Source organism: Spiroplasma cantharicola (assembly GCF_001281045.1).
Classification (GTDB): Bacteria; Bacillota_I; Bacilli_A; order Mycoplasmatales; family Mycoplasmataceae; genus Spiroplasma_A; species Spiroplasma_A cantharicola.
On the sequence record NZ_CP012622.1, the window covers coordinates 608,745 to 623,268 of the forward strand.

The window sequence follows — 14,524 nt, forward strand, 5'->3', positions numbered from 1 at the left end:
TATGTCAGGAATTGTACCAAAGTTTTGCCCTACTCACTTAAAAATTCATACTTGTGAATTACAGAATGTCTTTAATAAAAACAAAGTTATTCATGAAGGACTTAACGCCAAAATTAGACGAATGCATGGTATTCAAACTGAAGAAGAAATTGCTCAAAGTAATCTAAAACAAAAAGATGCTCCAGGTAGTATCGGTGATATTTTATCAAAAGCAAAAGTTCGAATTGAAGAAGAAAAAGAAAAAATTGCCAAACTTCCTCATAATGAAGAACCTGAGACAAAAGTAGTTAACAATGATGAAATAAATGATAGAATTGCCAATTTAAAAGCAAAAATGGCTGAAAATAACCAATCACCTTCTAATACTTCATCTGATCTTCAAACAGTTATTGAAAATGCTCAAAACTATCAGAGTAATCACCCAGAAACTCAATATGAAGCTCCTAAAAGAGCAAATCAAGGTAAAACCAATGGTAGAATACTACCAAGAGCAAATCGACCCCATATAACGTCTAAAAGTGCTGATTTAGTAGCAAATAATACTACTAAATCAGCAAAAATCAAGCAAACTTCAATAAAAAAAGATATTGATGAAAGAATGTTTACTCAAGAAGAAACTCAAGAATTAATTCAACTAGCTGTAAAAGAAGCTTTAAAACAAGTTGGATTAATAAAAAATGATAAAATAAAGAAAAAACCAACTACTAAAAAGTTAACCAATAAAACTAAAACTTCCACTGTTGCTAAAAAAGCAACTAATAAAAAAGTGTCTACTAAAACTAAGGAATCAGCAATTGTTAAAAAGCAAAGTAATAAAAAACCTACTGTAACCAAAAAAGTTATTTCAAAAAAGAATAAATAAAATCAAGATGTCAATCTTGATTTTATTTATAATTATTTTCTTTAAAATATCTATTATCCCTCTTCAATTAATTTAATTAAATTATCAATTTCTTTAAAAAATTTACTTTTACTTTGATTATTTTTCAAAATATAATCAAATTTAGTTTTTTTAAGTTTTTTTAGTTGAAAAGCTGTAATAGATTCAATTTCTTCCAATTCCCTATTATCTCGTTTTTTTACAATTTTTACTCTTTGATCATTTTCCATTACTAATAATATTTTTTTATCAAATTTTACATTAATTCCACTTATAACTGCAGCTTCAACAAAAATTAGTTCTGCGTCTTTTTCATAAGCAATAATTTTATTAATTTCTTTTGAAATTAATGGTCAAGCAATTTTCGTAAATTTTTCGTTTAATTTATGATTGTTAAATAAAAATCCTCTTAAAATTGATCTATTAATTTTATTTTCACTTATTGCCTCTGGCATAAATTTTTTAATAAAATTTAAAATTTTAACATCATAAAGAATGTCTTTAGAAACCTTATCTGCTTCTATAACTTTTATTTTGGGATTTTTAATTAAATATTCCAACATAGTTGTTTTACCTGTACCAATAAAACCACTAACTCCTATTATTTTCATTAAAAACACCTCTTTTAATTAATTTTAATTATAAATTATTTTATTAATATAATTGCTAATAATTGATTTTATTGGTGAAATAGCTTTAATTATTTCTATGCAAATATCTCTATAACTATTAAAATCTTTATTATTTTTAGCACTTTCTAATCTATTGATCACATTTGTTTTCTTATTAATATTTTCAAAATTATTTAAAACTTTATTTTTTAAACAAAATCCTATTTTTGGTAGTAATTCTTTTTTTGTAAACGCAATAGCTAAAATCTGTTCAAGTTTAACTTCAGCTTGAAATAAGTCTCATGTTTTTAATGCAAAATAATAATCTTCGATTAACTCTTCTAAATCACTTTTATATCTTGCAAAAAAATTATTATTTGAAGTTAAAATTAAATTTTCAATTAAATTTACTAGTTCAAGATCAACTGCAGTGAAAAAATTTATTTCTTTTTGGATTTCATTTGAAATAGTTAATCAATCGTTATATTGTGAATCTTTAATTATTTTTAATTTTTCAACAACATTTAAATACAATTGTGTATCTGTGTTATCTGCTATTTCTAACATTTTAATTAGTTTTTTATAAAATAAAATGCACTTAGTTTCAACTAATGGATCAAATGTCTTATCTTGTGATAAATCAATTTCATTATAATTTTTTTTAACTTCTTTTATATTTTCATAAGGTTTTGTTTCTAAAGATTGTTGATTTTGTTGAATTTCACTAGTTTTATTTTCTTCAAAATTATTAATTGTATTCATTGATTCAAACTCCCTTTTAGCTTCTCAATTAGTAATATTTTTAGCAATTTCAGCTGTTTTAAAGTCATTAGTTTCTAAATTTTTGCTTATCTCAGAATTTTTTATTTTAATATCATCTTTATAAATTGATTTATCAATTAAATTTTTTTCATTAATTTTAGGTTTCTTAACTTTAACATATTGATCTGCCAATGATGTACCTGTTTGCAGATCAAATGCTTTCAAAACTGCAATATTAATTGTTCACCAACTGCATTCACCAAAAATAGCACCTATAAAGCCTAAAAATAATGCAAGAAATTGAATGATAAAAGGCATCATGAATCACATTATTTTATCAATGATTTTATAAACTTCTTGAGGATTATTAACTCCTTGTAAATTCGAAAATCAACCATAAGAAAATCAATAAATTTGTCCAAATTGCCCTTCTAATTGGTTTACAATTTTGATTGTAATAGCTTCGTCAATTTCTATAAAATTTGAAATACTAAATTGTAATGATACCCCCATAAAAAATGGTGAAGCAGATAATAAAGATAAAAAAGTTGTTAATGTCAATAAAATTAAAAAAACTCAAACAAAAATTATTGTTATTTGATAACTTCGAATTGGTCTAACGATTCTTGAAATTCCATTTTTATTTTTAATTTTATAACCAATATAATAAGTTATTAATCGACTAGTTAAAAATATAATTGCTAATAAACTAAGAGACATTGGTAAATAACAAATTAAAAATATATTTGGATTAACTATTCACGATTTGCCATTATATAAAAACATTGATAATATATTTTGATAATTTTCTTGTAAAATTGCATCATTAATAGTTAGAATATTATTTTTACTTATTATTGGAGATATACTTAATAAAATAGTATAAATTAATATCAAAAAAGAACAAACTATTAAAGCAATAATCATAAATTGCGATTTTTTATTATTTTTTAAAATCTTAAATTTGCCCATAACATAACATCCTTATAAACTATATTAATTATATAATATTTTTAACTTCTTTTTATAGAATGGTTTTAAAAAACTCTATTTTGTTAATAGAGTTTTTTAATATTTAATAAATTGATCAAAATCTGATTTTAAATCTCTATATGTTAAACAATCATTAATTAATTTAACTTGATTTTCAATTAATTCAAAAACTGAAAATTTAAATCTTTGTTCACCAGATAAGTAAATGCCATCTTCTTCAATTTTATGCTCTGGTGATAAACAATAAGGTAGGATTTCTTTATTAATAACACTTTCGTTGAAGTATTTAAATAAAGGTCTATACTCACCTCTTCCAGGTCCTAAATTAACCAAACCAATTGCTACTTTTGGATCTATTACAAAAATACTTAAAATATTAATTTTTGTTCTATCATCAATAAAGTTTGCAATAGTTTTATTTGTTAATAAAAATGTCTCTCTATCTAAATCAGATATTCTAAAAAATTTAAAGAAAGTATTATTAACAATATTGTGGAAGTATATATCTAAAAATTTGTAGTTTTGAGTTACTAAAATATCATAAGGAATAATTATTCTTTTTTGATATTCTTGTAAATCAAAATTTATTGAAGAGTCTTCAACATATTCATATAGACTTTCAAAAGTTCTTTTACTAAAAATATAATCATACATTTCAAAAAGAACATAGCTAATTACATCTAAAATTATTAATCGATATTCTTTTTGAATATCTTTATTTAAAACATCAAAAATTCTATATTTTTTATTAGAATTTGAAAATGAATATTTATACTCACCATTTATTATAGTTATCAAAAAATAGAAATATTTTAAGAAAAGAACCTCTTTACCTGTAACTTCAATATTATCTTTATTTTTTTTAATTCTTTTATCAATAATTGCTTTAGCTACTTTTGATATTTGATTAAATTGTTTTAAAATTTTTTTAACATCATAATTTTCATAATCACTAAATAATACTTCAATAAAAGGAACATTATCCATCTTAATTTCTTCAACTTTATCACTTACAAAATCAATGTATTTAAAACAAAATGACCCATCTTCTTTTTGGGTTAGCCAATTATTTAAAAAATCAGTTGGTAAAATTAAGTTTCTTTTTATTTTTTTCATATTAGCTCCTTCTTTATTCATTTTCTATTAGTCATAATTGTTTTGTTGGTGAAATTGGTGTTGCTGTAATGATAGTTTTTTGAATTTTATCAACAACAAAGTAAACTTCACTTTTTAATGTTTTTATATAGATATGTTTACTAGTTTCAAAACTATAAATTGATTTTGCAATCATTTTTAAAATTTTATCTTTTAATTTAAATTCCTCTTCATCTTTAAGTCTAAGCCTTTGTCTTATTCTTTGAATAGAATGAGTTGAAAAACCATATTCATGCTTATAATAATAACTCATAAAGTACCTCACCTTTATGATTATAAAGTTTTTTTATATTACATTAAAGTAAAAATAAAAAAAGGTTATATAAAAAATGTAAATTACATATATCTTATTAAGAATTTTATTTTTTTACAAAAAATAAACATGAAATATAAATTATATATTAAACTAACTAGTTCAACAGATTTTATATCATTTTCTTACTCTTTTAGGAAGCAAAGCTGAATATTCATTGACTTCTTTGCCTATCCTAAACTGTACCTTGAAAGATAGTCTAGTTTTTTGTATTAAATTATTTATCTATTAAGTCATATTAAAAACCCATACTAAAATATGACCAAATTTCAGATTTCTTAATTATTTGTCTACTATATCAGCTACCAGGTCAACCATAATTAACGACATATTCATTTCTAGAATCATTATAACCATATATAACTATTGAGAATGCTCTTCTTCTTTAACAAAAAATGACAATAAGACACGTCTGTCATATTTTTTAATTCAATTTTCGGTTTTGAATTATGGAATCAACTAACTGAATAATCATAATTTTTTTTGAATTGGCACCTAATCATGTCTTCATTATTTTTTTAATACCTTTTCCTTCTCGAATGTTATAACATCTTCCACCATATTTATCTGATACTTTTTTATACATTAAATAAGAAATTGTATTTTTATTGCCGCTACCACTTTCATTATGAAATATACTTCTAGAATCTAATTCTGATTTATATATAAATCAGAATTAGAATATAAATTATATTTTTAAAAAACTGGAGAATAATTTATTAACATATTAAGAGCAATATATTCACACAACCCTGTTCATCATGATGAATCATAATTAGAAAGAACTCTACATGTCAAACTTGATTTGATGATATTTTTTCTATTCATTTTCAATTAGTAACTAAGTGTGAGAATTCTGCAATTTCTTTTAATAACCTTATTTTGACTATTTGAATAAAGGTTAATTTTGCTTTTTTCTATTTTTTTATAATTATATGTAAATTGCACTTCTCCTGTAAGAGTTGGTTGGTTATGTCCATCAATAACTCTAATAGTGCAAGAATCATTTGTTGGTTCATTAACGAAAATTAGATGATTCAATGGTACTGATCATCGTCAATCTATAACATTTTTATGTGCCCTTTCGATCGCATAATATATAGTTTCAATACTTGGAGTATCTTTAACTCCTGATATTAAACCTAAATCAAATATTTCAAATTCATCTTTAAAAGTATGATCAATGATTGGCCTTGTATCAAAACATGAAACAACAGTTGATGATGAAGAAATAACTAAAGAAATCCCTCCTAATAGACTTAATAATTTTTTCATTTTTTACCCATTTTCTATAATATTTACTAAAAATATTTTATCATTTCAAAAATATTTTTAGTAAATATTACTTTGAATTTTATAAAGTTTTAATAATTTAATATATGTCATATTAAATTAATTTAAAGCAACAATAATTATTAACAAAAAAACAAAAAAAAAGTACTTAAAAAGTACTTTTCAAATTAAAATTAACTTTCTACTATCTTACATTTTATACAACTTAAAAAATCCTCATATAAAATTAGATAATAATTTTTCTTTTTTATTAAGCTTTTCTTGTTTTTTTATTTTTGTCACTTTTACTATTTTTTTTAAAAATTGCTTTAAAACTATCTTTTGAAATTCTACCTTTTGTTTGAATTTCTACCAATATTCTAAATAAAATTATATGACATATAACTCCAATAATTATTGCAATTAAATATCAAAGTATTCCAATAAAGTTTCCACTTTTATCTGTAACACCTGCAAATATTGCAATAATTGGACCACCTCAAGCTCCAACATGACCTTGAACCATAAATGCTCCTGCTATCATCCCAGCAATTCCTGAACAAATTATATTTGGGATAATTATTGCTCATTTATATTTAATTGCAAATGGAATTGCACTTTCACTTACGCCCATTACTCCTAATACTGTTGCATTTATTCCTAATTCTTTATCATCTTTAAAAGTTGATCTAAAAATCATTGTTGAAATTCCTGCTCCAAGTGGAGCTACTGCAAAAGCAGCAGCAGCACATCCCATTGCTAAACCACCATCAACTGGTATCATAGCTGTTGCTCCAAAGGAAGCAATTTTATTAATTGGACCACCCATATCAACTCCAGATAAAAGACCAAGAACTAATCCCACTAATATCATACCTACTCCTGCATTTTCTAAAGCAAGAATTCCTGTATATAAATAACCAATAGCAATTCCAATTAATGGTCCAAATGTAAACATTCAAACTACAGCAAAAATTAATGTTAAAAAAACTGGAATTATAATAATTGGCATAATTGGTTGAATATATTGATGAATTTTTCATTTTGTATTAATTCATTGAACTGTATAACCAACACTTAAACCAAAAATAACTGCTCCGAAAATATTTAATGGTTGCATTACAGAATTTATTGAAACCATATTACCATTTTGTCCTTCTACAAGGATATTTTGAAAATATCCTTGTCATACAAGAGAAGGATTATTTCCAATCATTGTTAATATAAAAGCAGGTGCAATTGCAGCTCGACCCGCAATTGAATTTGCAATGTAAGCTCCTGCTATTGCCATCATAACTGAAAATCCTATATTTGAAAATTCATTTAAATGTCACATAAATTTGACTCATCCAGTTGAATCTGGGGTCAAAGTAACTTTTGCAGCATTTGCAATACCCGCTACGATTGCAGAAGTTAAACCTGCAAAAACAATGAAAGGTATCATATAAGAAATTCCTGCCATTAAGTGTTGAACTAAACTTTGTTTATTTTTATTTTTGACATTAAATGATTTATTTTTATTATCATTTGTAAAAATAGTAGATTCTTTAATAGAATTTTTTAATTCTTCCTCAGCATTTCTTAATGCTTTTTTTGTACTTACATTATAAATTTTTTTTCCAATAAATCTATCTTTATCAACAGAAATGTCAACTGCTAAAAATATAACATCAGCTTCTTTAATATCTTTTTCTGTTAATTGAAATTCATGACCCTTTTGACCCTGAGTTTCAATTTTTACATTTCACCCAAGATTTTCTCCTGCTCGTAATAAAGCTTGTCTTGCCATATATGTATGCGCAACTCCCGTTGCACAAGCAGATACACCAACAACGTTAACACTATTATTATTTGAATTTTTATTTTCTTGTTCCTTTATATCAAATGACTTTAAAATATCAGTTTTAGTTTTTGAATTAATAATTCATGCTTTAAATTCATCAATTAATAGTTTTGTTGAAATTTCACTCAATATTGCTAAATAATTTTCATTTTCATTTTCTAAAACCATTAATGCAAATATATACTTTGTTGGTTTTCCATCCAATGAGTTTCATTCAACATCATTTTTTAATTTTACAAAAATACAAGAAGATCTATTTATTTCTTTTATTCTTGCATGTGGAATAGCAAATCCATTTTCAAATCCTGTTGTACTTTCAGACTCACGTTTTTTAAAACCATTAATTAATGATTCCTTATTTGAAACAATCCCTAATTCAAATGCTTTAGATGAAATAAAGTTAAAAACTTCTTCTTGTGTATTTAACTCTACATCTAAAAATATTTGTTCTTTGTTAAAAATATTTTTTTCCATATCTTTTCTTTCTATGGTTATAAAAACTTATAACCATATATATGTTATAAAAAAAAAAAAAAAAAACCAATATTTTTTTCCAAAATATAATAGTTTTTTAGAAAAAAATCTTAGTAATTTTATAACTTTAATAATTATTTTTTATTAAGAAACTCTTAATTTCTCTTCCAGACCTATATTTAATATCCAAATTTTTACTAATTAATCTATGACAAGGAATTAGCAATAAAATTGGATTTTTTCCCATACACGAAGCTATAAAACGTGTATGATCTGATTTCTTAATATCTTTTGCAAAATCAGAATATGTTTTATATTGTCCATAATCTAATTTACAAAGTTCTTTTAATATCTCTATTTGTTTTTGCGTTAAATTTGGTAAAAATAAATCTTGAAAATCTAATTCTATTTTTTCTTTATTTTCAAACTTTCTTAAAAAATTAATATATTTAATAAACTCATCATCTTTTATTACATTTCTTATTGTATATTTATTATAAAAATCATGAATATTATCTTGTTCAAAACCAATGTAACTTAATTTATCGTTAATAATACCAATTTTAACAATTTTATTTTCAAACATTGTAATCTTAAAAATTTTTAAAATATTTTCAACCATTCATATCACCCATTTAAATTATATTAAAAAAACTCAACATCTGTTGAGTTTGTCAATATATTTTAAATATTAATTATATTTTTATTTATAAATAAATGATTAAGCATCTTGATCTTTTTCATCATTTTTATTCTTATTATTATGTTTATTTTTTCCATTCTGAAGTTCAGCTAAAAAGTCATCAATATCTTTCTTATCTTCATAGATACTTTGATCCATTTCGTATTTTCTACCCTGCATTGCTTCTGCAATCATTGTTTGATATTCATGATTTGCTTTTGAAATTTTATCTCTATCTAATTTTGGATTTAAACATAGAGTTAAAATAATTGTTCCAGCTGTCATTAAAAGTGAAACAAAGAATAATCAGAATAATACTTTAGCTCCTGTCATATTAAATGAACTATTTATTTCACTTAATAATTCTTTAATACCACTTTGATTTAAATTATATCAGTCACTAAAGTTAGCCTTTTCCCCCTGTTGTTTCGCTACATTAAATAACGAACCGCTTAACTGAGAAAGTGGTACATCAGAACCAAAAATATATGAAAATCCTTTAATAAAACTAAAAGCCATCATAATCAAAAACATTGATGGAATAACTAGTGTCATTCCAGGAATAATAAATTTTTGTCTATAAGTTTTAGGCGGCTGTACAATAGTATAAATAGTTCATGAAATAATTAATGCCATAATAATAATATAGGCAATACCCATACCACCAGCTTGCATTCCTAATGAATTTGCAAAAAGTCAACCCATTTTGTCTACTTTTTCACTACTTAAAAATTCTTTCCACTGCTTTTGAAATTCTTGAGAAAATCCAGCAATACTATTAAATTCATTATCAATTAAATAAGGTTTTGCAACTTGAACAAAAATAGATAATACAATAAATAATAATGTAAAAATCCCAATTGAAATTGCTAATGAAAGTTTTAATCATTTAGTATATTTTGGCTTATTATTATACGGATAAAATCTTGGATCTTGTAATGGATGTAAAGGTACAGTTCCCATAAATGGATTACCTTGTGCACTTTGTGCACCAGCCATATTTGAATAATCAGGTATTTCAGTATTGGGTTTTTCCTTTTGTTTATCAACTATTTCTGGTTCAATAACTGTTTTTTCACTACTCTTTAGATATTTCTCTTTCATTTCATTTGAAATTTTTGAATTTTCTTTAACAAATTCTTCTGATAATTCAAAACTTTCATCTGTTAAAGTATCTCTTGCTATTTGCAAGTTATTAAAACAATAAGTTTGTAAGTAAGTAATATCACTTAGTATGTCGTCAATAGTTTTGTTATCTGGTTTTACAAATTTTATTTTTTCTTTAGTAATATTTACCAAAGATTTACCAAAAATAGGTCCTCATTTTTTATCTTTAAAACTACAATTTTCATCTATTTCTAAAATCAATAAATTATTAACTAACTCAATTACTTGCTTTTTATAGTCTAAGTTATTTAATAACTCCACTCTTAGCTTTTCATCTTTTATTAAATTTGCTAATAAAAATATCGAATTTTGATATATCTTGTTAGCTTCCATTTTTTAACCTCTATTCTCATTAAATATTGAACATTTTTAGCAATTCAATCTCTGGAATAATTTTATTGTCAAAAATTCCACCTTTTATATTCTTTTCAAGTAAATATAACAACTTAATTTTATCATTTATTTGTTTAATATTTAGTTTATTTTGTTCTAATAGTTTAGAAATTCGATATGGGTTTGCTCCTAGAGTCGATGCAATTTCTGAATTGCTCATTTTTTCCTCTTTTAATAAAATTATATTTCTTAATGTAACTAAATTACTTGCTAATAAAGCTAGAAAAGAAAAAATATCATTGTTCATTTCCATATAACTAGATCATTGTTTTAAAAAAGTTTTAATATCATTTGAAATAAAACAATTTGCAATTTCAAAACTATCAAAATTATTATATTTTGATGTAATTTCATCTATTAATTTTTTTGTTACTTTTTTTCGCAATGCAATTATTTTATTAATTTCATTTGTAAAAACTTGCATATCATTTGGTAATTTATCAAGAAATATTTCTATTGAATCACTGTCAAATTCTATTTTTGCATTTTCTAATTTTTTAGTTACAATAGCTTTTTTTTGTACTAAATTTGGTTCATCCAATTTTAACATTTTGCATTTTTCATCAGTTAATTTTGCAATCTTTAATTTCTTTGAAAACTTATCTGAATTTAAAGTCATGATTACTTCAACTTCACTATTATTTTTGTTTAAAATTTGCTCTACATATTTAACATCATAATCCTTATGCAATTTAACTTTTGATTCATTTACAAATCAGCAATCATTTATGATAATAATCTTCTTAGTTGAAAAAATAGAATATGTATTAATTTCTTCAATAATTTTTAAAATTGAATCGTCAATAAGTGAATATTCAAAAATTTCATATTCACCATCAGTATTAGCTTTTTGACTTAACTTATCAATTTGCTTTTTAATTAAATAATTATCATTAGAATATACAAAGAACATACTTATCACCTATTAAGTATAATTTACCATTAAAAATTAAGAAAAAATATAATTTATTTTGAATTAAATATTTTTTTACTATATACTCTATTTGTATATAAATATCTTGTTTAGAGGGGTGAATTACGAAAATGGCAAATATTAAATCACAAGAAAAACGTATTTTAACTAATGAAAAATCACGTTTAGCTAACAAAGCATTTAGAAGCTCAGTTAAAACTGCAATTAAAAAAGCTTTAATTGCAAAACAAGAAGATTCTAAAGAAAAAGAAGCTTTAATTAATGAAGCAGTTAGTTTATTAGATAAATCAGTAACAAAAGGAATTTTTAAAGCTAATAAAGCTGCAAGAGAAAAATCAAGATTAATGAAATAATTGATGCAATAATATAAACTTCTTTTAAAAGAAGTTTTTTTGTACTTTAATTACCCTATTACTTTTGACTTTATATTTATAACTATTTTTGGCATTTGTAATGTAAGTTTTGCATTGATATTTTTTTAATGTCTTAATAGTATCTTGGCTAGGAAAATCATATATCTTTGATTTATGTCCAGATATAAAACAATTTCTAGGTTTTATTGTTTTAATAAAAGACTGTGAGCTGCTAGTTTTACTGCCATGATGAGCAACTTGAAGTAAGTCAATTCCTCCATTAATTTTTGTTAAAAAATCTTTATTTTGTAATAATCTTGATTCTCTTTTTTTTGAAATATCACCTGTAAATAATATCTTCTTTCCTTTTACTTCTAATAATGAAACTTGTGAATTATCATTTTCATCCTTATTTTCTAGTTCTATAAAATTACTAATTTTTAAATCTCTAATAGTAAAGATAAATTGATTATCATAATTATAAAAAATGTTTTTAATATTATATATAGCTTTTAAATCATCAATTTGGTCATAGTGATCTTTATGATTATGACTAATAAAAAGAGCATCAATTTTTCTAACTCCATTATAAAGTAAATATTGTTGTAAACTTTTTTTATTGAATCCGTTTCCTTTTCCAGCATCAAATAAAATATTTTTACCTTTATATTGAAATAAAAAACTATTACCATTACCAACATTTAACATTGTGACTGAAGGATTTATTTTAGAAAATTGATTTGCTTGAAAAATATAAAAACAATTAAAAATGAATAAAAAAACTAATTTTTTTTGAATTTTCTTTTTTTCAGTCTTATAAGAAGTTATAACTTTAAATAGTAAAAAATAAGTTATTAAAAATAATATACTAAAATGACCACAAATTGTAAAAATATTAATATATTCAAAACTTTTGCAATAATAGTAAAGAAGCTTATAATCAAAATTCAAAGGATGTTTGGAAAATGGTATTCAAAAAAATAGAGATAAAATAAATGAAAAAATAATAAAAGGCATTAATAAGATTTCAAAAAAGGAACTTAATCAATATATTTTGTAATCGAAATATATTTGAACTGGAATGAATATTGCATTTACAATTAAAAAATTATAGATAATATTGGTTATTGGTTTCTTATCTTTATATTTCTTTATAAATAAAAGTGCAATAATTGTAAGAATAAAACCAATATTAAATATAAAAAGAGGATTTATAAATAAACAAACAATTCAAATAATAGAAAATTTTGTAATTTTTGAAAGTTTGAATTTTCAATTCTCTTCGACTCATTTTATTATTAAAAGTACACATGCCTTTAAAAAAAATAAAGGAAAATTTAATAATGAACAATAATATAAAACTAATAATATTAAGATAATTTTATATTTTTTATAGATTTTGAATTTTTTAAATATCTTTTTATTAAAAAAAGAAGAAATTATATAAATATTAAAACCACTTAAATTAATCAGAAAACCTAAAGAGTAAGAATTCAAAGTAATATAAACTGGATCATTAGTTTTTTGTTGAAAGAGAAATAATTTAGTTAAATGGTTTGATGAAGTAATTAGTTGATATAGATAATATTGTAAAAAATGTCAATTCTTTTTCTCTATAATTGGTTCAAATATCTTATATTTAACATTTCTGTTAAGTAAATATGAATTAAAAGTAAACTCCCAAAAGTTACCTTGAATGCTGACTTTTTCAATGCTTCCCCCAATATTGACAAACTCCCCTACCGCTAATTTTACCTCCCCTACTGGTATATAATAGAGTGTCGTTAGCTGTTTTATCAAAATATAATTTTCTTTAACCTCTACTACTTTATATAGCTTTAAATTAAGTTTTTGATTAAAATCTAACTTATAAAATATTAAGAAAAAAACTATAAATAGAGCAATTATAACAAAAAATGGATATGTCTTTTTAATTCTTCAAATAAGAGAAAGTAAACTAAATAAATAGATAAAAATACAAATATAAATATTTTTTATGTCTTTAGTTAAAGAAATTAAAACAAGATTTAGAAAAACTATAAATAAGTAATTTTTACTAATAGATCAATTTTGGAATTGCTTTAGCATAAAAATCAGTATTAAATTTACTTCCTACATATATTTTTTTAAGCTTTATCATGCAATCATCATAAGAATTTTCAAGACTTAAAAATATTTCAGCGCTCTTTTTAGATACTTTTTCACTAACTCCTCTTGTATAAAAAAAGTCATTATCTAATTTAAAGCGACTTGTCTTAATCACGTTAATTTCATCTTTTGGGTAAAAAACAATTGAATTATTTTTCTGTAAGTTATTATTCTCATCTATTTCAAATAAATTATTTAAATAACTCAAATTACTTGTTTGTAAAAATTCCCTGGAATTACTCAAATTTTCTTCATTTTTAACTTTAACCGGCAAAATATTTTCTTCTTCTAATGTAATATCATATTTAACTTTTAGATAAATATATCTTTGATTATCCACAATAACATTATTAATTTCTGTTTCTTTAATATTTACAATTAATAGAATACTAAATCCAATCATTAATGATAATAATAACAATATAGTTAATTTTATTTTTTTCATAGACACCTCAAATATTTATATCGCTTATAAAAATAAAAAAATTTAATTTAAAAAGGAATCTTTAAATTAAATTTCTTATCTTTATATAAGTTGTTAGAA

The 14,524-nt window shown here is 22.7% G+C and carries 13 protein-coding genes; 2 read left to right on the forward strand and 11 right to left on the reverse strand.

Annotated elements, in window-relative coordinates; genetic code table 4:
* Nucleotide 1 precedes the first annotated feature (1 nt).
* On the forward strand, nt 2–862 hold the full coding sequence (locus SCANT_RS02750; RefSeq protein ID WP_053946199.1) for a hypothetical protein: 861 nt from the start codon (nt 2–4) through the stop codon (nt 860–862).
* Nucleotides 863–915: 53 nt separating this feature from the next.
* Here the strand turns inward: SCANT_RS02750 and coaE are convergent, their stop codons facing one another.
* The 9 genes from coaE to holA form a co-directional block, all read right to left on the reverse strand.
* A complete protein-coding gene (gene coaE / locus SCANT_RS02755) occupies nt 916–1,491 on the reverse strand; it encodes a dephospho-CoA kinase (RefSeq protein ID WP_053946200.1) in 576 nt (191 codons plus the stop codon).
* 24 nt (nt 1,492–1,515) lie between these two features.
* Nucleotides 1,516–3,225, reverse strand: a complete 1,710-nt coding sequence (locus tag SCANT_RS02760) for a hypothetical protein (RefSeq protein ID WP_053946201.1) — start codon at nt 3,223–3,225, stop codon at nt 1,516–1,518.
* Between the two features lie 96 nt (nt 3,226–3,321).
* Nucleotides 3,322–4,362, reverse strand: coding sequence for a hypothetical protein (locus SCANT_RS02765; RefSeq protein WP_053946202.1), 1,041 nt, complete (start codon nt 4,360–4,362; stop codon nt 3,322–3,324).
* Between the two features lie 13 nt (nt 4,363–4,375).
* Complete coding sequence (locus SCANT_RS02770; protein WP_053946203.1) at nt 4,376–4,654, reverse strand: hypothetical protein; 279 nt, start codon at nt 4,652–4,654, stop codon at nt 4,376–4,378.
* An 894-nt stretch (nt 4,655–5,548) separates the two neighbouring features.
* Entirely contained in the window at nt 5,549–5,989 is a 441-nt protein-coding gene (locus SCANT_RS05430; protein WP_053946204.1) for a lipoprotein, read from the reverse strand.
* A 268-nt stretch (nt 5,990–6,257) separates the two neighbouring features.
* Nucleotides 6,258–8,303 carry a fructose-specific PTS transporter subunit EIIC gene (locus SCANT_RS02780; protein WP_053946205.1) on the reverse strand — a complete coding sequence of 682 codons (2,046 nt, stop codon included), beginning with the start codon at nt 8,301–8,303 and terminating at the stop codon, nt 6,258–6,260.
* A 127-nt stretch (nt 8,304–8,430) separates the two neighbouring features.
* Complete coding sequence (locus tag SCANT_RS02785) at nt 8,431–8,925, reverse strand: methylated-DNA--[protein]-cysteine S-methyltransferase (protein WP_053946206.1); 495 nt, start codon at nt 8,923–8,925, stop codon at nt 8,431–8,433.
* 99 nt (nt 8,926–9,024) lie between these two features.
* Nucleotides 9,025–10,485: a hypothetical protein gene (locus tag SCANT_RS02790; protein WP_053946207.1), complete on the reverse strand. Its 1,461-nt coding sequence runs from the start codon at nt 10,483–10,485 to the stop codon at nt 9,025–9,027.
* A 19-nt stretch (nt 10,486–10,504) separates the two neighbouring features.
* Nucleotides 10,505–11,458, reverse strand: coding sequence for a DNA polymerase III subunit delta (holA, locus tag SCANT_RS02795; RefSeq protein ID WP_053946208.1), 954 nt, complete (start codon nt 11,456–11,458; stop codon nt 10,505–10,507).
* A 131-nt stretch (nt 11,459–11,589) separates the two neighbouring features.
* Between holA and rpsT the strand changes: the two genes are divergently transcribed.
* Nucleotides 11,590–11,832, forward strand: coding sequence for a 30S ribosomal protein S20 (rpsT, locus tag SCANT_RS02800; RefSeq protein WP_053946209.1), 243 nt, complete (start codon nt 11,590–11,592; stop codon nt 11,830–11,832).
* A 24-nt stretch (nt 11,833–11,856) separates the two neighbouring features.
* On the opposite strand, the gene SCANT_RS05385 is transcribed toward rpsT, so the two are convergent.
* A complete protein-coding gene (locus SCANT_RS05385; protein WP_158500861.1) occupies nt 11,857–12,540 on the reverse strand; it encodes a ComEC/Rec2 family competence protein in 684 nt (227 codons plus the stop codon).
* Nucleotides 12,541–13,888: 1,348 nt separating this feature from the next.
* The gene (locus tag SCANT_RS02810; protein WP_053946211.1) at nt 13,889–14,425 is read right to left on the reverse strand and encodes a hypothetical protein; all 537 of its coding nucleotides are present in this window, start codon (nt 14,423–14,425) and stop codon (nt 13,889–13,891) included.
* Nucleotides 14,426–14,524 lie beyond the last annotated feature (99 nt).